Annotated in this window: 19 protein-coding genes; 2 read left to right on the top strand and 17 right to left on the bottom strand. The window is 66.0% G+C overall.

Annotation, left to right across the window (positions count from 1 at the left end):
* Both SD196_RS21880 and SD196_RS21875 read left to right on the top strand, forming a co-directional pair.
* Positions 1 to 201, top strand: a complete 201-nt coding sequence (locus SD196_RS21880) for a DUF1656 domain-containing protein (protein ID WP_152228250.1) — start codon at positions 1 to 3, stop codon at positions 199 to 201.
* 13 nt (positions 202 to 214) lie between these two features.
* Positions 215 to 1,120: an HlyD family secretion protein gene (locus SD196_RS21875; RefSeq protein ID WP_275608460.1), complete on the top strand. Its 906-nt coding sequence runs from the start codon at positions 215 to 217 to the stop codon at positions 1,118 to 1,120.
* Positions 1,121 to 1,287: 167 nt separating this feature from the next.
* Here SD196_RS21875 and SD196_RS21870 read toward each other — a convergent pair whose 3' ends face one another.
* The 17 genes from SD196_RS21870 to SD196_RS21790 all read right to left on the bottom strand — a co-directional run bounded on the left by SD196_RS21870 (position 1,288) and on the right by SD196_RS21790 (position 21,625).
* Positions 1,288 to 1,530: a hypothetical protein gene (locus SD196_RS21870; protein ID WP_331319316.1), complete on the bottom strand. Its 243-nt coding sequence runs from the start codon at positions 1,528 to 1,530 to the stop codon at positions 1,288 to 1,290.
* A gap of 39 nt (positions 1,531 to 1,569) precedes the next feature.
* Entirely contained in the window at positions 1,570 to 2,457 is an 888-nt protein-coding gene (locus tag SD196_RS21865) for a TIGR01459 family HAD-type hydrolase (RefSeq protein WP_275608459.1), read from the bottom strand.
* Positions 2,458 to 2,532: 75 nt separating this feature from the next.
* Positions 2,533 to 3,198: a dual specificity protein phosphatase family protein gene (locus SD196_RS21860; protein ID WP_416310653.1), complete on the bottom strand. Its 666-nt coding sequence runs from the start codon at positions 3,196 to 3,198 to the stop codon at positions 2,533 to 2,535.
* An 85-nt stretch (positions 3,199 to 3,283) separates the two neighbouring features.
* The gene (locus tag SD196_RS21855) at positions 3,284 to 3,670 is read right to left on the bottom strand and encodes a hypothetical protein (protein ID WP_331319199.1); all 387 of its coding nucleotides are present in this window, start codon (positions 3,668 to 3,670) and stop codon (positions 3,284 to 3,286) included.
* Positions 3,670 to 4,500: an SDR family oxidoreductase gene (locus SD196_RS21850; protein ID WP_275608456.1), complete on the bottom strand. Its 831-nt coding sequence runs from the start codon at positions 4,498 to 4,500 to the stop codon at positions 3,670 to 3,672. Before SD196_RS21850 ends, SD196_RS21855 begins: the two co-directional genes overlap by 1 nt.
* Positions 4,501 to 4,560: 60 nt before the next feature.
* A complete protein-coding gene (locus SD196_RS21845; protein ID WP_416310652.1) occupies positions 4,561 to 5,859 on the bottom strand; it encodes a glycoside hydrolase family 3 N-terminal domain-containing protein in 1,299 nt (432 codons plus the stop codon).
* A 26-nt stretch (positions 5,860 to 5,885) separates the two neighbouring features.
* Positions 5,886 to 6,350 carry a multidrug transporter gene (locus SD196_RS21840; RefSeq protein WP_331319196.1) on the bottom strand — a complete coding sequence of 155 codons (465 nt, stop codon included), beginning with the start codon at positions 6,348 to 6,350 and terminating at the stop codon, positions 5,886 to 5,888.
* Positions 6,351 to 7,492: 1,142 nt separating this feature from the next.
* Positions 7,493 to 8,938: a mannose-1-phosphate guanylyltransferase/mannose-6-phosphate isomerase gene (locus tag SD196_RS21835; RefSeq protein WP_275608453.1), complete on the bottom strand. Its 1,446-nt coding sequence runs from the start codon at positions 8,936 to 8,938 to the stop codon at positions 7,493 to 7,495.
* A gap of 281 nt (positions 8,939 to 9,219) precedes the next feature.
* Positions 9,220 to 9,870 (bottom strand): alginate O-acetyltransferase AlgF, encoded by a 651-nt coding sequence (algF, locus tag SD196_RS21830; protein ID WP_275608452.1) that lies wholly within the window; start codon positions 9,868 to 9,870, stop codon positions 9,220 to 9,222.
* A 59-nt stretch (positions 9,871 to 9,929) separates the two neighbouring features.
* Positions 9,930 to 11,132, bottom strand: coding sequence for an alginate O-acetyltransferase (locus SD196_RS21825; protein WP_275608451.1), 1,203 nt, complete (start codon positions 11,130 to 11,132; stop codon positions 9,930 to 9,932).
* Positions 11,133 to 11,145: 13 nt separating this feature from the next.
* Complete coding sequence (locus SD196_RS21820) at positions 11,146 to 12,708, bottom strand: MBOAT family O-acyltransferase (RefSeq protein WP_416310651.1); 1,563 nt, start codon at positions 12,706 to 12,708, stop codon at positions 11,146 to 11,148.
* A 378-nt stretch (positions 12,709 to 13,086) separates the two neighbouring features.
* Positions 13,087 to 14,211 (bottom strand): mannuronate-specific alginate lyase, encoded by a 1,125-nt coding sequence (locus tag SD196_RS21815; RefSeq protein WP_331319315.1) that lies wholly within the window; start codon positions 14,209 to 14,211, stop codon positions 13,087 to 13,089.
* 38 nt (positions 14,212 to 14,249) lie between these two features.
* Positions 14,250 to 15,668 (bottom strand): alginate O-acetyltransferase, encoded by a 1,419-nt coding sequence (locus SD196_RS21810; protein WP_275608449.1) that lies wholly within the window; start codon positions 15,666 to 15,668, stop codon positions 14,250 to 14,252.
* Positions 15,669 to 15,677: 9 nt separating this feature from the next.
* On the bottom strand, positions 15,678 to 17,363 hold the full coding sequence (gene algG, locus SD196_RS21805) for a mannuronan 5-epimerase AlgG (protein ID WP_331319195.1): 1,686 nt from the start codon (positions 17,361 to 17,363) through the stop codon (positions 15,678 to 15,680).
* A 152-nt stretch (positions 17,364 to 17,515) separates the two neighbouring features.
* A complete protein-coding gene (locus SD196_RS21800; RefSeq protein WP_275612002.1) occupies positions 17,516 to 18,949 on the bottom strand; it encodes an alginate export family protein in 1,434 nt (477 codons plus the stop codon).
* Positions 18,950 to 19,032: 83 nt separating this feature from the next.
* On the bottom strand, positions 19,033 to 20,442 hold the full coding sequence (algK, locus tag SD196_RS21795; protein WP_275608447.1) for an alginate biosynthesis TPR repeat lipoprotein AlgK: 1,410 nt from the start codon (positions 20,440 to 20,442) through the stop codon (positions 19,033 to 19,035).
* Between the two features lie 13 nt (positions 20,443 to 20,455).
* Positions 20,456 to 21,625 (bottom strand): PilZ domain-containing protein, encoded by a 1,170-nt coding sequence (locus SD196_RS21790; protein WP_275608446.1) that lies wholly within the window; start codon positions 21,623 to 21,625, stop codon positions 20,456 to 20,458.
* Between the last annotated feature and the right edge of the window lie 23 nt (positions 21,626 to 21,648).

Genomic DNA, 21,648 nt, shown 5'->3' with positions numbered 1-21,648 from the left:
CTGCCCCGCGAGATCGCGTTCCACGGGGTCTACATGCCGACCCTGACCCTGATGTTCATCGTTGCCGCGGTGATCTGCTGGGGCATAGACCGCATCTTCGCCTCCATCGGCCTGTACCGCTTCACCTGGCACCCGGCGCTGTTCCGCGTGTGCCTGTTCGCCTGCCTGTTCGGCGGCCTCTCCCTCACCATCTACAAGTAACGAGCGTGCATCCATGACCCTCAAATCCATCATCAGCCTGCTGGCGACCCTGATCATCCTGGCGGTCGCCGCGTTGATCGGCCGCGCCCTCTGGGTGAACTACATGGATACCCCCTGGACCCGCGACGGCCGGGTGCGCGCCGACATCATCAACGTCGCCGCCGACGTCTCCGGCGTGGTGGTGGACGTGCCGGTGCGCGACAACCAGCAGGTGAAGAAAGGCGACCTGCTGATGCAGATCGACCCGGACCACTACCAGATCGCGGTGAAGCAGGCCGAGGCCGCGGTAGCCTCGCGCAAGGCCACCCTGCAGATGCGCCAGCTCAACGCCAAGCGCCGCCGTGCGATGGACGAGGAAGTGGTGTCCCGCGAGAGCCTGGACGACGCCAGCAACACCGCCGCCGCCGCCGAGGCCGACTACCAGCAGGCCCTGGCCGCGCTGGACGCCGCCAAGCTGAACCTGGAACGCACCCAGGTGCGCGCCTCGGTGGACGGCTACGTGACCAACCTCAACGTGCACCGTGGCGACTACGCCCGCGTTGGCGAGGCGAAGATGGCCGTGGTGGACGAGAACTCCTACTGGATCTACGGCTACTTCGAGGAAACCAAGCTGCCGCACATCCAACTGGGCGATCCGGCCGAACTGCAATTGATGAGCGGCGAGCGCCTGAAGGGCCACGTCGAGAGCATCGCCCGCGCCATCTACGACCGCGACAACCCGGAAAGCCGCGAGCTGGTGGCCGACGTCAACCCGACCTTCAACTGGGTGCGCCTGGCCCAGCGCGTGCCGGTGCGCATCCACATCGACGAAGTGCCGGACGGCGTGCTGCTGGCGGCGGGTATCACCGCCACGGTGATCGTCAATCCGCAGACGCGCGATGCGGAGCATTCGGAAGGGGCGGCTGCGACGGTGCAGTGAGCTGATCCACTGGAAAAACGGGAGCTTCGGCTCCCGTTTTCAATGGGGCCCGTGCAGGCGATTGCTGGGCAGAGTGCCCTGGCTCTTCGTAGGAGCGAGCTTGCTCGCGAACAGCCCAGCTCCGGCGCCATGCGGTTCGCGAGCAAGCTCGCTCCTACAAAAGCTGTTCAGCCGCCAGTCTGTTCGCGCCGGCGGTTCTTGTAGCTCCCGCGAAGGTTCATCGCCGCCAGGCACAGCTGCAGCAGCACCAGCGCATAGGCCTTGGCCGGCAGACCCCAGGCGATCCACAAGGCATTGCTGGCGAGGAACACCCAGAAGCCCACCTTGCGTCGCTTGCGGTCGCGCGAGCCCACCAGCCAGGCGGCGAGGACGGTGACCAGCATGGCCGGCCATTGCAGCAGGTCGATCATCTCGTTCATGGGCGGTCGAACTCGGGGGATGTCCTGACTTCAGACCAGCCCCGGCGCGGCAAAGTGCGGGCGAACCGGGTAGCCGTCGAGCAGCGCGTTGGTCTGCTCCGGGTCGAGTGCGCCGTTGAACGGCACCCCCAGCGCCTGGCGGTGGATGCCGGTAGCGGCCAGCCAGAGGGTGTCGATGCGCGCGGCCAGCGCTCCGGGTACATCGGTCACCAGCGAGTCGCCGACGAACAGGATGTGCTGGGCACCACGCGCTTCCAGTTGCCGCTGGGCGATGCGGAAGGCCGATGGGTCGGGCTTGCCGTACCAGTGCACGGTGCCGCCCTCTTCGGCGAAGGCCTCGGCCAGGCGGCCGGCGCCGAATACCGTCCTGCCGCCGGAGACCACCACGCGGTCCGGGTTGGCGCACAGGAACGGCTTGTCGGTGGCGCCGCGCAGCGGCGCGAAACGCGCCTCCAGCTCGTCCTGGGGGAAGCTGCCGACACCGAGAATCAGCGAGGCGGCGTGAAGGTCATCGCTGAAGCGTTCGCGGATTTCGTCGGGCCAGGTCGCCAGTGAGTCGACCACACCGACGGTATGGATGAGGCCGCGCTGGAGTTCGCGCTCATGGGTGAGGGCGTCGATGGCCAACTGGCCGGAGGTGGTGATGCCGCTGTAGAGATCGCGAGCAACGCCCAGATGCTCCAGGGTATCGGCCATCTCGTTGACGCTGCGCGAGGCATTGCTCAGGAACCACACCGGCTTGCCTTCGGCGGCGCGTCGGCGGAGCCAGGCGAGGGCGCCTGGGAATACGTCGAGGCCGTCGATCAGCACGCCCCAGAGGTCGAGAAGGAAGCCGTCGTAGTCGGCGCAGAAGGCGTCCAGCCCTGCGTGGTCGATGTAGCGGGTGTGGGTGACGGCGCTGAAGCGGGAGGAGGTCATGGCGGGCCTGGCGAGCGGATGGGAAAGTCTCCTAACCTACCGCACTCGCCGGCATTTGGCGTGAGCCGAAGTGGATCAGTGATTGGGGTGCGCCGCGCGCGACTCGCTGAAGGTGCTGACCAGCCACTCCTTGAGGTGGCAGCTGGAGAGGGCGCTGGTGCTGCAGTCGCCGCTGGCCAGGGCCAGGCGCAGCTTGTCCACGTCGGCCTTCTGCACGTAGGCAATGGCGTCGCTCATGTCGTCTTCGGTGCCGAAGCCGCCTTCGGTCATTTCCTTCAGCGCGTCTTCCTTGCTCCAGCCCTGGACCACGGTGCGGTACATGGCCGCGAACAGGCCGGTGCGGTCACGCCCGTGCTTGCAGTGCATCAGCACCGGTCCCTGCTGCTCGGCCTGCTGGAGGATGCGCAGGACCTTCAGCACGTCGGCGTCATCGACGCGGTCGGCGTGGGTGGGGAAGCTCACCACATCGATCGGCTGCCCGCCGATCCAGGCCTTGTCGTCGTCCTTGATGAAGCTGACCACGGTCTTCACCTTGAGCTGCTGCAGTTCCGGCAGGTTCTGGCTGCCGGGCAGGGCGCTGCGGTACAGGGTCGGCGACATCTGGTAGAGGTTGAACGACTTGTCCACCGGCTTGGCCCAGTCGGCCTGCGTCTCGCCAGTGGCGAAGGCGGGAAGGGTGGTCAGCGTGGCGATCAGGGCAACGACGCCAGCGGCGCCGCGCAGAATGCGGGGGAAGGACATGGGCACTCCTCGAAAGGTCCGCGCCACGATAGGTCGCGTCGAGTGGTGCCCGGATGAAATGGGTGTGAAAAATAAGTGAAGGGGCTCAGTGGGCGTCTTCGGGCAGGAAGCGCACCAGCACGCCAGGACGGAAGAACCACCAGAGGCTCAGCGGGTAGCACAGGTAGTTGAGGCCGTAGAGCAGCAGGGCGGCGGGACTGGGTGTGTTCTTCCAGGCCGCCAGTCCGACCAGGATCAGGTAGAGCACGGCCAGGCCACCCCCGTAGAGCGCGGTGAGCCGCCAGCGCTCGCCGGTCTGCGCCAGGCGCTTGTGCCGGCGGGCGAACCAGAAGGCCATGGCGGCGGCGATCAGCGCCGCCACCAGCAGGGTCGCCGGCACCCCGCCGACCCGCAACAGGCCGCGCGCCACCACGTTGAGGAAGAAGGCGGCGAGGATGCCGGCCAGAGCGAGGTAGCGGACCTGGTACGTCATCAGAGTTGTCCGTCGAGGCCGAAGCGTTTCTTCAGCACCTTGTCCAGCATGCCGCTGGGCAGCCAGCGGGCGATCAGCGGCAGGGCGCGGCTGCCGTGGCCGATGCGCACCAGGCGCGGGCGTGGCGAACGCTGTACGGCGGCGAGCAGTTCGCGGGCGAAGTCGCTGGCCGGGGTGGGCTTGTCCTGGGACGCGGCGGCGCGCGCCTGGATGAAGTTGCGCAGCGGCCACCAGGCGGAGTCCTCGCTGACCACTGCCGCCATCTCGCGGCTGGCGTTGGCGCCGAAGTTGGAGGCGATGGCGCCGGGCTGCACTTCCAGCACCTCGATGCCGAAGGGAGCGAGTTCCAGGCGCAGCGCTTCGTTCAGCGCATGCACCGCCGCCTTGGAGGCGCAGTAGGCACCGGCGAAGGGCGTGACCAGCACACCGGACACGCTGCCGACGTTGACCACCAGCCCGCGTCGCGCCCGCAGTGCCGGGAATAGCGCACGGGTCAGGCCGACCACGGCGAACACGTTGGTCTCGAACTGCTTGCGGATTGCCTGGCTGCCGCCGTCCAGCAGCGGCCCCATGGCGCCGTAGCCGGCGTTGTTGACCAGCACGTCGAGGCCACCGGCTTCATGCTGCAGCTGTTCGGCGAGGCGCTCGACGGCGGGTTCGTCGTTGACGTCCAGCAGCACACCGCGCAAGCCTGCCTGGTCGAGGGCGGCGACGTCTTCGTCACGGCGGGCGGTGGCCCAGACCTGGTAGCCGGCGTTGCGGAAGGCATCGGCGAGGGCGCGGCCGATGCCGCTGGAGCATCCGGTGATGAGCGCGACGGGTTGGGGCATGGCGAGCGGTCCTTGGGCAATGGGCGGCACTAACGTACCGGATTGCGGCGGACGGGTGAATCATTTCGCTGGGCCGAAGGTTCGCGCCAGTCGGCGTGCGCTCTGCTCCAGCCGTTGCGTGGAAAGCTTGCCGTCCTCCAGTGCGCGCAAGGCGCAGGCCAGCGCGGGGTAGATCTTCTCGTCGTCATAGCTGACCAACAGCAGGTCGACGCCGGCGTTCAAGGCCTGCACCGTGGCATGGCACAGGCCCTGGTTGTAGGCGGCCGCCATGGTCAGGTCGTCGGTGATCAGCACGCCGTCGTGCCGCCAGCCTTCGCGGATGATCTTCTGCACCACGGTGGCCGAGAAGGACGCCGGGTTGCGTGCGTCCAGTTCGGTGACCTTCACGTGGCCCAGCATGATCAGCGCCTGGGTCTGCTGGGCGATCTGGCGGAACGGGCGCCAGTCAAAGGCCTGCAAGCGTCTGATGTCAGTCGCCAGGCTGGCGGAGAAGTGGTGGGTATCCTGCGGGACGTCCCCCAGCCCCGGGAAGTGCTTGAGGGTGGCGTGCACCCCGCTGTGTTCGAGTCCGCGGACATAGGCGAGGGCGACGTTGGTGGTCACTTGCGGATCGGCGGAAATCGCCCGCAACGCGATGGCGCTGTGGAAGTCCAGGCGTGAGCGCTGCGCGGGCTTGAGGTCCACCACCGGGCTGAAATCCAGGGTGACGCCCAGCTCGGCCAGCTCGCGGCCCTGGGTGGCGCCGTATTCGAAGGCGGCTGCGGTCAGGGCTTCCGGCGTGGAGTTGGCGTTCAGCAGCGCGGCCAGCGGTGGACGTCGCGGCAATGGCGGAGACAGCCGGGACACGATGCCACCCTCCTGGTCGGCGGCGATGATCAGCGGCGGCAATCCCGCTTCGCGCCGCAGCGCCTGCCATTGGCCGATCTGCTGGCGGAGGGCTTCGGCACTCTGCCCCTGAACGTTGCGCGCGGTGATGAACAGGCCGGCGACCAGGCCCTGGCGAATCAGCGGCTCGACGGTACGAGGGGCGCCGACACCGACGATGAAGTGCCCGCCGAGCGCTTGCAGGTTCGCGTTGCCGCGTTCCAGGACCAGGGTCTTGTCGTCGAGCAGGCGGTAGTGGTTCCAGCCGGCCAGCAGCATCGCCAGCAACAGGGGAAGGCAGCCGACCCAGCAGTACCAGCGCCGTCCGGATCCCAGCCAGATGAGGATGCCGATTGCGCAGACGGCCAGCAGGATCGGCAGCGCGACGCCGCGTACCGGCAGCAGGTGAGGGTCCTGCAGGTTGGCGGCCAGCACCAGCAGCAGAATGCCGATCAGCCAGCCCAGACCCACGAGGAGTCGTGTGCGAAGTGTCATGGGGTCCTTCCCGTGGGGAGATGAAATCAGTTACCGAATCGCCCGCTCACCCGCTCGGCGCGGAATTCCAGGGTGCTGGCGCGGTAGCCGGGGCGCAGCGGCGGCAGGGGCAGGCAGTCACTCCAGGCGTCGCCGGCGAGCAGCGCGCCGGGGCCGCGGTAGCGCGGGGCTTCGTAGAGGTTTTCGGCCAGGTCGGTGGTGTCGCCGGGGCGGTAGGCGGCGACCTTCCAGCGCAGCTCCAGCAGGGGACGGCTGGCGCCGTTCTTCAGACTGACGGCCAGCGGGCGGCCGGGTGGGCATTGCTCGGGCTGGTAGGCGATGCGCAGCTCCAGGTGTTGCAGTTGGCGGGTGTCGTTGCTGTCCTGCCAGATGGCGAGGGCGATCACTGCTGCCAGGCCGACCAGGCCGGCGCCGGAAATGGGCAGGGCACGGGAGGGGTAGCGGATCAGCAGGATGATCCAGGTGACGATCAGCAGGATGCCATACAGCATGGAGCGCTCCGTGGGGATTTGATGATTACCTTAGCAGGAGGTGGGGTGGGGCGGGTTGATGCAGAGCGGGGCGTGGCTCTTCGTGGGAGCGGACTTTGTCCGCGATGCTCTTTTAGGGCGGATGACGCTCAGGTGTTATCCGCCGTCTTGTTCTGTGTTTCTGCGCCGCCTCGGTGTGTGCTGATGTATTGGGTTTCGCCCCCTCGGGCGAGTCCCTTTTGTCAAACGACACAAAAGGAACCAAAAGGTCTTGCCCCTGCATCCGGTTTTTCGCTTAGGCGAAAAATTCCCTCGTTACATCGAAGTTTCAGGGGCCCGCCGCGAAGGGCCATCCCTGGCCCATCGCGGCTCTCGCGGCATCCATGCCGCTCAACCCCTGAAACTCCGATTCCACTCGGCCTCCTGAAGGGGCGCTCCGGTGCGTGCGAAAGTTTCTCTGGAAGTCTTCAAGAGCAAAGGCAGAGCGCTTTGTCCCGCGCTGGTCATGCTCTTGTAGAAGCGGACCTTGTCCGCGAGGGCTTAGCAGTGCACCCACGTAGCTGGGTGAACACCTGTAGGGCGAATAACGCGCAGCGTTATCCGCCTTGATGGATTTCGCTTCGCTCTACGCCATCCTACGAAGCGCCATCCAGCATGAAGCAGCCAAAGTTCCAGGCGCGCGCAGAGTCCCGTCAGGAGGCCGAGTGGAGGTATTGCGCAGAGGGGCGAGCGACATGGATGTCGCGAGAGGCGTAAAGGGCCAGGGACGGCCCTTGTACGCCGACCCTCGGAGCGATACCGGAGCGAGGGCAGTCCGGCGAAGCCGGACCCGGATGCCGGGACGGGCCCTTTTGGTTCCTTTTGGGGCCCAAAAGGGACTCGCCCGAGGGGGCGAAACAAGAAACATCCGAGCACGCCGAAGCGGCGCGGAAACACTCAACCCCAATACGGCGGATAAGGCAGAGGCGTTATCCGCCCTACGAAGAGCAAGATCATCGCGGACGAAGTCCGCTCCTACAGGGTGAGCCCCGTATGGCCTTTGCAGGAGCGGGCCAGGTCCTCGATGGGAGTATCAGTCCGCAGCGGAGTAATGGCGCACCCATAAAAAAGCCCCCGCACCAATCGGTGCAGGGGCGTTGGCGCCGATGAGGGAAGCGCCAGACTCAGCGGGCTACTGCACGCAGTGGCTCCACGTTCTCCGTGGTGCGCCCGTAGACGTCTTCCAGACGCTCGATGTCGTCTTCTCCCAGGTAGCTGCCTGATTGCACTTCGATGATTTCCAGCGGGATCTTGCCCGGGTTGGCCAGGCGGTGGACCGAGGCGATCGGGATGTAGGTGGATTGGTTCTCGGTGAGCAGGAAGGTCTTGTCGTCACAGGTCACCTGCGCGGTGCCGGATACCACGATCCAGTGCTCGGCGCGGTGGTGGTGCATCTGCAGCGACAGGCGTGCGCCGGGCTTCACGGTGATGTGCTTGACCTGGAAGCGGCCGCCCATGTCCACCGAGTCGTAGGAACCCCACGGACGGTAGACCTGGCAGTGGTTCTGGGTCTCGCTGCGACCGGCGGCGTCGAGCTGGTTGACCACCTTCTTGACGTCCTGCACGTGGTCCTTGTGGGCGATCATCATGGCGTCCTTGGTCTCGACGACCACGATGTCTTCAAGACCGACCACCGAGACCAGCTTGCCGTTGCCGTGCACCAGGCAGTTGTGGCTGTCGTGGACGACCACGTCGCCCATGGTGACGTTGCCATCGGCGTCTTTCTCGTGGACTTCCCAGATCGACGACCAGCTGCCGACGTCGTTCCAGCCGGCGGACAGCGGCACCACGCAGGCGCGGCGGGTCTTTTCCATCACGGCGTAGTCGATGGAGTTGTCCGGGCAGCACTCGAAGGTGGCGGCGTCGATGCTGATCAGTTCTCCGTCGTGCTGGCTGCGCTCCAGGGCCAGCAGGCAGGTGTCGTAGATGTCGGTGTCGTGCTTCTTGAGCTCTTCCAGGAAGCGGCTGGCGCGGAACAGGAACATGCCGCTGTTCCAGTAGTAGCCGCCTTCTTCGACGAACTGCTGGGCGCGGGCTTCGTCGGGCTTCTCGATGAAGCGTTCGACGCGGATCACGCCTTCCGGCAGGCCGCGCTCGTCACCGGACTTGATGTAGCCGTAGCCGGTTTCCGGACGGGTGGCGGGGACGCCGAAGAGCACCATTTCGCCTTTTTCGGCGGCGTTGGTGGCCAGGGCGAGGGCGCGCTGGAAGGCACGCTGGTCCTCGATCACGTGGTCGGCGGGGAGGATCAGCAGCAGTTCGTCACGGCCTTCTGCGATCAGTTTCATGGCGGCGATCGCAACCGCCGGCGCGGTATTGCGGCCGAAGGGCTCGAGCAGGATCGCCTGGGTCTTGAGCTGCAGCGCTTCGAGCTGTTCCTGGACGATGAAACGGTGCTCCTGGTTGCTGACTACCACCGGGGGTTCCATGCCTTCGAAGGCCAGACGCTCCAGGGTCTGCTGGAACAGCGTGTGGTCGCCGGTGAGGGCGAGGAACTGTTTGGGGTACTGCTTGCGGGAAAGAGGCCAGAGTCGCGAGCCGCTGCCACCGGAAAGGATTACTGGGATCATGTGGATTCTCCTAAAGCGTTCATGCGTACTGTTTGCCGCGCCGCGTCATGCAGCCCGGCGTGCCTTGTGGGTGACCTCTCCTGTGCGTGCCGGAGTGGCGGCGCACCGATGCTTCTGCCGGCGTAGGACCGGTCTCGTTGTTGGGAGGGAGGCGCTTCACGAGCGCCTCACCCCGGCCCGCTCCCAGGGGGAGGGGGAGGCAGTGGGTGCCGGCGGGAGATGTGCAGTCTCGGCCGCACTCCGTATGGGAGTGGCAGGGCAGTGGCCGCCGGCTCATGGGATCAGTCCACCTTCACAGGGCGCTTGACCCAGACCGGGTTGAGCTTGCCGCCCTCGCCGGTGACGTAGAGGCAGACCACTTCGCCGCGCTCGAGGGTGACGGGCTTGAGGTCGCTGACCTTCTTCGCGCCGTCGTACAGCGCGAGGTTTACTTTCACCGGGTTGATCTCGCGGTCGCCGTGGCTTTGCGGAGCGACGTTGGCAACCACGTCGGTCTTGCCGTCAGCGGTTTTCAGGGTCAGGGCCTGGCCGCTCAGGTTCTGTACGCGGACCAGGGCTTTCTGCTTGTTCTTGAACGGCGGCTCGGGCACCAGGCGCGGCTGCCCGCCGGGTTGGCTGACGAGGGTGTAGTAGGCGTCCGGATCGAGTTTCACCGGCAGGTTCTGGCTGCCGACCTTGGCGGTGTAGTTGCCCGCCGGGAGGAACTTGAAGTCGCTGGAACCCAGCGGCGAGACGTCGTTCAGGGTGGCGTTGCCGACCGCGACGTTCAGCTCGGAGCTGCCGGCGTTGTAGGCCCGCACGAAGGCCGAACCCTTGGGCGCCTGTGGCCCGTAGAGTGCGCCTTCACCGCCGGCGAAAGCGCCGAAGGATGCGGCGCCCAGGGCGAGGGCCAGTGCGGACGACTTCAGGGTGCGAATGGTCAGTCGGTTCATGGGGTTGTACCTCCGTCTTTCTCTCTTGTAGGGGCATGGGTGATGCCCTGTCGCGGCGCTCAGTGCGCCGTTGGGTTGCCTGCCTGGTTGGCGGCCAGGCGTTCGTCTCGGTTGCCTTCTGCGCGCAGCTGCGCCACCCAGTCCGGGTTGAACTGGCTGAGGTCGCTGTGCATCGGCAGGTAGCGTTCGGGGAATTCCCAGACCAGCAGTTGCGCCGGCTTCTGCTTGAAGCCTTCGTCCTGCAAGAGTTCGAGCATCGGTTCCAGAGGGCCTTTGCCCTCCTTCGCGTAGTTGATGACATCCGCCGACAGCGCCTGCTTGAGGGCGCCGGCGAAGTTCCAGCGCGGGTTGGCGCTGTAGCTGGTGCCGACCAGGGCGACCTGCGGCTGGGCGCTGTCGCCGAAGAGGTCGCCAGCGCCGCTGTTGTCGGAGCCGGCTGCGGCTTCCTCGGCCGGATGGGTCTGGCGTTGCTCGAGCTGGTCTTCCGGCGGCAGCAGGTTGCTGAACAGCGGGTCCAGCGGCAGGAAGGTGAGCAGGTCGCCCTTGTGTGGGCCGCTCTTGCCGGCTTCGGTGATGAAGGTCTGGCTCGGCAGGTCGGCGCCCTGGCCGGCGCGGATGCTTTCGCCCAGGCGCTGGGCCACGGCTTCGGCGCCCAGCGGCGTCCAGTGGGTATCGGTGCGCAGGAAGACCTGGCCGTTGTCCTTGGCCTTCTCCATCGTTTCCAGCAGCTCGGGCGCGGCCATGCCGGCCTGGCGGGCGCGCTGCAGGAAGTCCTGGTAGAGCGAGGCGTGCAGCGCCGCCGGTTGTTCCTTGCCGAGGAATTCGGGGTAGAGGCGGGTCTTGGCCGGGATGATCGCCAGCACCAGTTTCACGCCACGGCGCTCCAGCTCCTGCTGCACGCCGCGCACCAGCGCCCAGTTGTCATCCAGCTGCTGCTGGGTGGGGGCGGGCTTGAATTCCTCGTCGGTGAACAGCCAGCCGTCCTTGCCCAGCACCACGCCCGGACGACCTTCCTCGAAGACGGTGTAGTCCAGCGCGGCCCAGAGGTTGGTGCCCAGGCGCTTGATCGGGAACTGGTCGTCGTAGTGGCCTTCGAAGGCGTGGGCCAGCTTGCCGTTGAGCACGGTGGTGCCCTCGGCGGCGGAGAAGCTGGGGAAGGCCTTCAGCGACAGGCCTGCCAGGCCCAGCAGCATCCCGCCGAACACGGCGATGTAGGTGTACTGCAGGGGTTTGCTGAGAGTGGGATGTGTAGTCGGTTGCATGATCCGGCCTCGCTCAGAACTGGAAGTAGAGGAACGGCGAGTAGCTCTGCGCCGAGAGCTTGAGCACCGAGGCGGCGAACAGCAGGAGCAGGGCGATGCGGGTCGCCAGCACCGGCAGCTGGGTCATCCAGTGCTGCGTGTAGACGGCAGCGCCACTGGGCGAGTAGGCGATGGCCGCCGGGTCGTCCTGGGCTGCCGCCGGGGGGCGCGGCTGGGCGCTGGCCGGGCCGTCGGCCTGGACCTCGTCGGATTTCGCCGCGGCCTTGGGCGCCTTGCTCTGCAGCGGCTGGCTGTAGAACTGGCGGATGCCGAAGAAGGCCAGGACGATGTAGGCGATCACCAGGGTGCCGACCTGCAGGCCAGTGAGGCTGGCGCGGTTCAGCTCGGAAAGCTTCCAGTCGCCGAAGCTGAACATGGCCTCGTACATGCGCCAGGCCACATGCAGGTTCTCGGCGCGGAAGATCACCCAGCCGACGATCACCAGCAGGAAGGTGAACACCCACTTCAGCGGGTTGAGTACGTGGGGCGCGGCGTTCACGCCCAGAGCGCGCTCGATGGCCAGCCACACGCCGTGCCAGGCGCCCCAGATGATGTAGGTGACGTTGGCGCCGTGCCACAGGCCGCCCAGCAGCATGGTGAGGAACAGGTTGCGATAGGTCTGGAATGTGGTGCCGCGGTTGCCGCCCAGGCTGATGTACAGGTAGTCGCGCAGCCAGGTGGACAGGCTGATGTGCCAGCGACGCCAGAACTCGGTAATGGACTGGCTGATGTAGGGCTGGTTGAAGTTCTCCATGAAGCGGAAGCCCATCATCAGGCCCAGGCCGATGGCCATGTCGCTGTAGCCGGAGAAGTCGAAGTACAGCTGCGCGGTGTAGGCCAGGGCGCCGAGCCAGGCGTCACCGGTGGTCGGGTCCTGCAGGGCGAAGCAGTGGTCGGCCACCGCCGCCAGGGTGTCGGCGATGAACACCTTCTTGACGAAGCCCTGCATGAAGCGGGTGCAGCCTTCGGCGAACTTGTCGACGGTGTGGGTGCGGTGGTTGAACTGGTCCACCAGGTCGCGGAAGCGCAGCACGGGGCCGGCGATCAGGTGCGGGAAGATCGCCACGAAGGCCGCGAAGTCGATCAGGTTGTGCGTGGCCGGGGTATCGCCGCGGTACACGTCGATGATGTAGCTGATCGATTCGAAGGTGTAGAAGCTGATGCCGATGGGCAGCAGGATGTGGGTCAGCACGAAGGGCTGCATGCCCATCGAGGTGATGAGCTGGTTGAGGCTGTCGACGCCGAAGTTGGCGTACTTGAAGTAGCCCAGCACGCAGAGGTCGACCACCACGCCGAGGATCAACCAGCGCTGCGCAGCCTTGGTGCGCACGCCGGCCGCGCCGATGCGCAGGCCGATCCAGTAGTTGAACAGCGTCACGCCGGCGAACAGCGCCAGGAAGTCCACCCGCCACCATGCGTAGAAGACGTAGCTGGCCACCAGCAACAGGAGGTTGTGGTAGCGGTTCCCGCTCAGGTAGTACAGGCCGAGAAATATCGGCAGGAACAGGAACAGGAACACGTTGGAAGAAAAGACCATTCCGCGTCTCTCTCTGGAGCTTCAAACCTAAGGTCGCTCCAGCCCTTCCGGCGTCTCTCGACGCCTTGAGGAAAGGCCGGGACAACCCGCCATTTCCTCCCCTGGTGTTGCTTAATCTCTTGCGCCCGCCCACGTCTTTGTCGCGTGGGTCGGGTGGATGTCCTTGCCGATATTTCGGCGCAGGGGTTCCCTCACCCGGGCCTTCTCCCAAAAGGAGAGGGGGTATCCGTGCTGGCGGGGATGCTCATGCCCACCGGCTGATTGGGTGCCGCCCGATCGCTCGGACAGTTCCCGCTCCCTTGGGGGAGAGGGTTAGGGTGACGGACCTTTCAAGTCGGACCTCTCGTCGTCACGGAGAGGCTGGGGTGGGTCGCTGCTTCAGCTCCCCGCCCCCTGTCGGTTGAAAACCTTGGTCACTTCACCCCCCAGGCGGAAGCTGTTGAAGGGTTCCATCTTCTTCTTCCAGTCCTGGGTCTTCGGGGCGCAGCTGTAGAGTGCGCAGTAGGGTTCCAGCCAGGCGAACTTGCTGTTGTCCTTCAGGTCGTCCATGTCCTGGTCCTTGCCAGTCTTCTCATCGAACTGGTCCTGGTCGTCCACGCCTTGCATCACGCGGTTGGCCAGGCGTTGCAGGGCGCCGTTGTTCTCCTGGCGCAGGTCGACGCCATTCACCTGGGCGAAGGCGGCGATCATGGTCAGCGGCGGCAGCGAGTAGTTGTGGTACGACAGGGCGCGCTGATTGCGCTTGAGTTCGTTGGGCAGGTAGCCGTCGTTGTCCACCTGGTTGGCGGCGACCTTGAATTCCTGCACGGACCAGTCGAACAGGTCGCGGCGGTTGGTCACCACGGCGGTGGACATCACCGACCAGGCGGCCCAGTAGGAGTGGTTGTTGATCTGCTTGAGTGGCAGGTCGCTCCAGTCGCGAACCACCTGGCTGCCCAGGGTGCTGAACCAGCTCTCGATGGTTTTCGCCTGCTCGGCGTAGGCCGACAGCGGGCGGCTGCTGGAGAACTTCAGGCGCATGTAGGACGACGACAGGCTGCCGAGGGCCCATTTGCGCATGGACTTGCCGGTGTGGTTGAAGTCGGTGCTTTCCAGCGCGCCGGCCTCGGCCCAGGCTTCCAGCCAGTTCATTGCGCAGTCCAGGTCGCCCTTGTTGCCGCTGCGCATGTACTTGGTGATGAGCTTGGCGGTGCCGCGCTCCATCTCGGTGATGTCCTTGATCTGGGTGCGGAACTTCTTCTCCGCATCGGCATTGAGTGTCGAGCGCGAGGAGTCCGAGCCCTCGTACTTGCTGGTGAACTGCAGGCTGCCGGTGTAGGGCGTGGGGATGGCCGGGCAGCTGTCCGAATCCTTCTTGCTGCCTTTTTCACCGACGGCGGAGAAGTAACCCGGCGGCGGCACGAGGTCGGCGGCGTGACCGATCCTGGGAAACAGGGGGCCGCCGAACAACGCGCCGACCACGGCGACGGTCAGGCCGATTCGGGCCACGATGGGTGTCTTGATCTTTCGTAGGCTGGGCATGGCTTTCGTCCCCGCTCTCTCTAGTTGGCGGCCACATCGGCCGACTTGGCTGTTGGGGTCTGACAGAGCTTGGCCTCGACCTCCAGACCCGCCGGCATGTCTTCCGGCGCCTCGATTTCCAGGGAGAGGAACTGCTGGTTCGACCAGTCTTCGTCGTTGCGCAGCTCGAAGACGTAGCGTCCACCGGTGTCCACCGACTTGGACTGCTCGATCTTCAGCTGTTCGCGCCGACCGTTCATGTACCAGATGGTGTTCTTGAGTTCGTGCACGCCGGGGTCCGAGTAGGTGACGTCGGCGGTGTAGCTGCCCGAACGGATCGGCATGGCGCCGCTGTTTACCAGCACCTCGTTGCTGCCCGGATGCAGCTTGACCTTGCGGGTCAACGCCGGCTTGCCGTTGGCGCAGCCGTTGTCCACCAGCGGCATGGCCTGGCGGTAGAAGCTCTTCTGCGCCATGTCGTAGTGGGTGGCGAATTCCCAGATGAGGATCTTCGGCGGCTTGTCGTGGAATTCCTTGCTGGTCATGTACGCCAGCAGGGAGCTGTCGAAGCCGCCGCCGGAGACCGCGTTGTTGAGGATGTCGACCTTGGCGTACTCCTCCAGGAAGCCGGCGAAGTTGTAGGCCGGGCCGCTGTTGGAGGTGCCGACCAGCGCGACCTGGGCATCGCCGCCTTCACCGAACAGATCGCCGCCGCCCGAATCGCCTACCGGTTCGGTCTCGAAGCGGTCGACGTACTGCGGCGCATAGCCGCTGCCGCAGAGCTGGGCGGCGGCCTTGTGGAAGGTGCCGAGCTTGGACAGCAGGCCCACGCGCTTGCTTTCGAATTCCTTCTTCGGCACGTCCTTGTAGGCGGGGATTTCCTTCAGCGTCTCGGCCACGATCTTTGCGCTGCGCATCGCGCCGTAGGGCGTCCAGTGGTGGTCGCCCTTGAAGTAGAAGGGGTGCTCCTGCTTCTCGTCGAACAGTGGGGAGAAGTCCGGGGTGTAGATGCCGGCCTTGCGGAACTGGGCGATGGTCGCCAGGTAGTTCTGCTTGGCCAGTTCGTAGTTGAAGCTGGCCTTCTCCTGCGGGTTGAGCTTCTCGCGGTTCACCAGGCCGCGGGTGGGCTGGTAGACCACCACCAGGTCGATGCCCTTGCGCTTGAGTTCGTCGCGCAGTTGCTTGAGCTCGCGCCAGCCTTCGGCCGTGGTGCCGAAGTCGGTGCGCAGGTCGTAGGTGGTACGGAACAGCCAGTCTTCCTGGGCCGGCACCAGGTGGGTGAAGAAGCCCAGGTACTTGGTGTTGTAGGCCGCGTCGTTGGCCGCGTTCGGGCACAGCGCAGCGGTCGGCTGGGCGGTGTAGGTCGGCGCCGAGGCGTCGGCGGCCAGGGCCTGGTGGGCGAGCAGCAGGCTGGCGGTGAGGCCCGACAGGCGCAACAGGTTGGAAGTCATACGTTTCATGGTCGGTCCTCAGTTCTGCAATTCGGCCTGGCTTTCCACGGGGTCGAGCAGCACGGCGCGTTGCTGGCGCACCAGCAGGTCCAGGATCTGGTCCTGCTTCTCGCCGAGCACTCCGTTGAAGCTGATCCCGGAGGATTTGGTCGGGCCGAGCATGGCCACCTTGTAGAGCTCCAGCGACAGCGGCGAGTCCACCGACAGGGGGCCGGAGCCATTGCCGGCCAGCTTGCCGCCGACCACGATCAACGAGACCTTGGTATCGAAGGGGTCGAGGTCGATGTTGCGGTCGGTGTCGGACAGGTCCTTGATGTGGCCGTAAACGCCCATCAGATGGTTGCCGGCGGCCAGGTTCTCGTACAGGCGGATGTTCACGCTGTTGCGGATGCGGATGCCGTGGCGCTGGTTGGCCAGTACCTGGTTGCCGTAGATGAGGTTGTCGCTCGACTCGTAGAGGGTGATGCCGTCGGAGTGGTTGCGGTACACCTCGTTGTAGGCCACCAGGTTGCGTTCGGAGTTACGGTCCAGGACGATCCCGGAGAGGTGGTTGTCGTAGGTCTTGTTGTGGAAGATCCAGCTGTCGTTCACCTCACGGGAAACGATGATGCCGTGCTTCTTCTTGGTTCCATGGACGACGTTCTCGGCGATGACCAGGCGGCGCGAGCGGTCGTGCGGGTCGATGCCGTAGATGACGTTGTCCTTGTAGGTGTTGCCGCGTACCACGAGGTCGTCCGCCTCGTAGCAGTAGAAGCCGTACCAGGCGTCGACGAAGGTCGAGCCGATCACCCAGCCTTTCGGGCGCGGGCGCTTCATGGTCTTGTCCATGCCCGGGCTGTACTGGGAGATGGAGATGCCGTAGGCCTTGGAGGCGTTGTAGCCGAAGCTGGTGAAGGTGCTGTTCACCAGGTAGGCCTCGGCGCCGCCCCAGGAAATCAGGAACGGACGGAATTCGTTCGGGCTCTTGAACCAGGCCGGCTCTTTCTTCGCCTCGTTCCAGGCGGTGACCTTGGAGTCGCGCACGAACAGCTTGCCGTCGTTGACCAGGAAGGCGCCGCGGTCCTGGGACAGGCGCAGTTCCTTGACCTTGCCATCGATCTCCAGGGTCGCGCCCTGGTTCACCACGATCGGCAGGCGGGCAATGTAGATGCCCGGTTCGACCTCTTCCAGCGCGGTTTTCGGCAGCTTGGCGGCGAGGTCGGCGAGGCTGACGTAGCCGCCTTCGATGAAGATCGCCTGGGGCATCTGGCGTTGGCGCTTCACCCATTCGGCGAGGCGGTTCTTGCCGCCGGTGAATTCCTTCAGCGGCTGCTGCTGGACCATGCGCTGCACCACGGCCTTGCCATGCTTGCTGCGGTCGATCTTCTTCTGCACGGCCTCGGCGGTGTAGCCGGAGAGGTCAGGCAGCTTGGGCGGTTCCATGTGCAGCGGCTCGCTGGGCGCGGCAGTCACGGTGTAGCTGCCGGATTCCTTCAGCGTCTTGGTCTGGCCCGGTTCGGTGCCCGAGGGGGCTTCGGGGGCTTTTTCGGCACTGCTGTCTTTTGCTTTTGCATTGCCGTTCTTGCCATGGGCGGAGGCTTCCACCTTCGCGCTGGCGTGGGCCTTGTCCGCGGGCGACGCGGCCCACACCGGCGCGGTGGCGCTGAACAGGCCGCCAAGCAGCAGCGCGGTCAGCGGCAGGGCGTGTAACGGATGGCGGTTCATGGCCGTTGTCTCCTTGCGAGCGCTGGCATGGTTTGTCGGGCTCCCTTGCTTACGGGCGTGACGGGCGAGCCGCAGGCGGTCGTCCGCCTGCGCTTTTGCGTCATTCCCGCCACTGTGGGGAGCCATCAACAAACCAGCCATTGCTGCAGTCCTCAGAAGCGCCAGATCACATCGACGAAGGCGTGGTGCATGGTCGAGTCGACGTGGCTGCCGTAGGCGTCGCCGGGCTTGAACACACCGCCACGGAAGCGCACCAGCGCCGACGGTTCGTCGATTGCCTGGCTCATCGATGCCGGCAGCAGGCCCTGCTTGAAGTACTTGGTCATGACCAGGTCGACCTCTTGGCCGATGTCCTTGGAGTCGTTGACCAGCGGGGCGCTGATGCCGCTGTTGCCGATATCCGAGTCGCTGTCCACGCGCCGGAACTTGTTGTAGATGACGCTGGCGTCGTAGTCCTCGCGCAGTTGCCAGGAGCCGAACAGGGTGGCGGCCTCAAGGTTCGAGAGCTCACCCCGGAAGGCCTCGCCGAAGCGATGCGCGCGGGCGCGGGTGCCGGTGAAGTTGGAGCGGTTGCTTTCCAGGCCGGTCTGTTCGAACTGGTCTTCGCCGTTCTTGCCACCGCCGCTGCCACGGGCGTAGGCACCGCCGACGCGCCACTGCTCGTCGATGTTCCAGCGCAGGCCGAGGTCGGCGCCGTAGGCATCCACGTCGCCACTCTGCTTGCCGGTGGCGATGCGCTCGCCGTTCACCGGGACGGTGGTCAGGCGGTCGCGGTTACCGGTCAGCCAGGTGGCGCTGGCCCAGTAGTTGATGGGCATCTGCGAGCGCCAGTTGTAGCCGTCGCCGTTGGCTTCGATGCCGACCCAGGTCAGGTCGCCGGTGGAGCGCTTGTCCAGGGAGTCGACGGTCTCGCCCGGGTCCGGCAGGCTGCCGCTGTCATCGGAGTGGTGCAGGCGCAGGCCCACCCAGTGCTGGGGCATCCACTGCGTGGAGATGTCGCCGAAGACGTGGGTGCGGTCCTTGTCGTCCGGCGCCAGGTCGGTGATGTCGGTGCGGTAGTCGGAGAAGCGCTGGGCGGCGCCGACATGGGCACGCAGCAGGGTGGTGTCGAAGGTCCAGTTCAGGGCCTCGATGTTGGTGTCCTGCCACATGCCGCTGTCTTCGCGCAGGCGCTGGCGGCCGAAACGCAGGTGCTCGCCGGGGTACTGGGTGAGGCCGGCGTAGTCCACCCAGAACTCGCGCAGGGCCAGGTAGGCGTCGTCCGGCTCGCGCTTGTTGTCGCTGCCCTGGGTGCTGTCGTTGTTGATGTCGTCGTTCTGCAGGGTGTCGGTCTGGATGGTGTCGGTGGCGGCGACCGCCTGACCCATCACGTAGGCGCTCCAGTCGCCCCACTGGCCGAAGGCCCAGGGGCGCAGGTCGATACCCAGGCCGTTGAGGTCGCCGCCGTGGGCGGTGCCCAGGTCGCGGTCATCCTCGGATTCAGCGGTGATCTTGACGTCAAGGCCGTAGTTCTTTGGCGGCTCCTCTGCCGCCAGAGCAAGACTGCCGAACAGGGTGCCGGCGAGGCTGATGCCGGCGCCGAGCATGGCTGGGAACAGGCGTGCGCGGCGAACAGCGGAAGCCAGAGCTCGCGGTTGAAACAGCGGGGTGGTCATCGGGACGTTGCGCTTCATAGGTTTTCTTGTTCCTGGTTGTTCTGCAGAAGGCTGACGGTGGCTTGCCAGTTGGCGCCGCGCGTTTGTTCCTCGCGCTTGAGCAACTGCTGGGCCGCAGTGCGGTCGGCCGGTTGTATCTGCGGCTCGATCAGCGCCATCAGGTCAGTTGCGGTGGGGACCTGCTGGCGCTTTGCAAGCTCGCCGAAGACGTAAGCGTTGACCAAATTCGGCCGAACGCCACGTCCTTGGGAAAACAATTGCGCGAGCGCCATGTCGGCGCTGGCCTGCCCGGCCCGCGCGGCGATCAGCAGGTGGTCCACCGCTTTCTGCGGGTAGACCTTGCCCAGGTAGCCACGGCGGTAGATCTGGCCGAGGTAGTAATGCGCCTGGGGCTCGGTAGCGGCGGCCTTGAGCAGGTACTGTTCGGCCTTCTGCGGCTCCTGCGGGGCCCACTTGCCGTCGTAGTAGAGGCGGCCCAGCAGCAGCTCGGCGCGCGGTTGGGCGGCGTCCTGGGCTTTCTTCAGATAACTGAGCATCTGGTCCAGGTCGCCCAGGTCGGGGTTGTCGTACTGCAGCTTGGCCAGGCTCACCCAGGCCGCCGGGTAGGCCGGGGCGATTTCGGTAAGCAGCGCCTGGGCGGCTTGCGGGTCAGGCGTGCCGAGGTTTTCGTCGGCCAGCACGCCAGCCACCGAGTCGACGCGCTCGGAGGGCACGTGGCCGGCCTTCCAGGTGGTCTTGAGCGCTTCGATATGGGCGTTCTGCTTATCCTTGTTGCCCTGGATCTGGTACACGGTGGCCAGTTCCATCCAGCACACGTCCATGCGGCTCAGCCAGCGCTGGCAGACCTGCTCGATCTCGCCCAGGTGCTGGTTGTAGGTGCCCTGGGTGCGGTAGAGGATGATCTGCGCCAGGTCCGCCTGCGGCAGGCCCTGTTCGCGCCACTGGTCGATACGCTGCTGCGGGTTCACGTTCGGCCAGGCCTGCGGGTATTGCAGGTAGAGGACGATCAGCGGCACCAGTGCGCTGTCCTCGCCCTCGTTGAAGGCGCGGGTCAGCAGTTGCTCGGCTTCGCGGTGCTCGGCGTCGGTGCCGCCGGGCTTGGCCGCCAGCCACTTGCCCAGGCGGGCACGGGCGCGCGGGGAGGTCTCGGCCGCTTCGCGGTAGAGCTTCTCGGCGCGGGCCTGCTCGGCGGGGTCGCCGGTGGCGGTCTGCATGTCGGCCAGTCCGACCTGTGCGTCGGCGTAACCCATGGTCGCCAGGGCCTGGAAGTTGGCCTGGGCGGTGGCGATGTCGCCACGTTCCAGGGCTTCCTGGGCCAGGCGCTGGTCAGGCAGGCCGGCGCAGCCAGCGGCCACGGCGATGGCCAGTGCCAGGGCCAGCTTAGGGGCCATCTTCAGGGCAAGGGCTTCGACGGGACGGTTCATGGCGTATTCCCTCTTAGCGTGCGGTGGCCAGGGCCATCGCCTTGTTCAGCAGGGTGCGGCCCGGCAGGCCGCCGATGCTGACTTCGGTCGGACGACCGGCGAGCAAGGTGTCCAGCGGCTGGTCCGGCTGGATCTGTACACGGATTTCCGAGGCGAGGTCGCCGTCCACCGGCGCGGTGCGGACGATGCGGCCGCCACGCACTTCGCTGTCACCGGCGATCTGGAAGTGCACGGCGGTGCCCGGCGAGAGTTCGGCGGCGTTGCGGTAGGGGAAGCGGGCCTCGACGGTGGCGGTGCTGTCGCGCGGGGTCAGGGTGAAGATGATGTCGCCCTTGTTGGCGAACTGGCCGTTGGCCACGCGCTGCTCGACCACGCGGCAGTCGCACGGGCTGGTCAGGGTGCCTTTCATCTGGTGGCCGAACAGCTTCTCGATGTTGCTCGGGCTGAGCTGCTCTTCGGTCAGGTTGCCCTTGAGCAGGTCCAGCAGGTTGGCGGAGAAGGTGGCGATCGGCGCGCCCTTGGCGACGTCGGCGCCAGCCTCCACCAGGCTCTCCACGGTGCCTTCGCGCGGCATGGTGATCTGCTGGTTGGCGACGTTGACCACGCCCGAGTCGGCGTGGGTGACGAAGTACAGGTTGTAGATGTTGTTGAGGATCACCGCGAAGGCGCCGACGCCGACCACGAAGATGGCGGTGCTCAGGGTCACCGCGCGGATGCGGCTGAAGAAGCCCATGCCGCCGCTGCCGATGCCGTGCTTTCGGGCCTTGGTGAAGTTCTCGCGCTGCAGGGTGTTGAGCATGTCGCCGACGCTGATCACTTCACCGGCGAGGAAGGAGGTGATCAGGTAGCGCAGGGCGGCGACCTCGCGCGGCTTCAGGTGCTGGAATTCGCAGCCGACGCGGCGGCTGTCCGGCTCGAAGGAGCGCACCTGGAAGTCGACTTCCAGGGAGAAGCTGATGCTGTCGATCTGGAACAGCAGCTTGCCCTTGTGCAGGTCGCCCACCTGGACCGGCGCGCTGCCCGCGGTGAAGGCGAAGCCCCCGGCGGAGATGTCCAGCAGGCGGGCATCGACGCCTTCACGGTTGGCACCGATGTAGCGGATGCGCGCGGGCAGTTTGACCCGGGCGTGCTGGCGCTGGGCTTCGGATTCGTGCACGACATTGACGTTGACGGCGGTATTCATGTGGGCGAGTCCTGTTGTAGCTA

The organism is Pseudomonas macauensis (assembly GCF_047902425.1).
Lineage (GTDB): Bacteria > Pseudomonadota > Gammaproteobacteria > Pseudomonadales > Pseudomonadaceae > Pseudomonas.
This window is presented reverse-complemented; position numbering and strand designations above follow the sequence as displayed.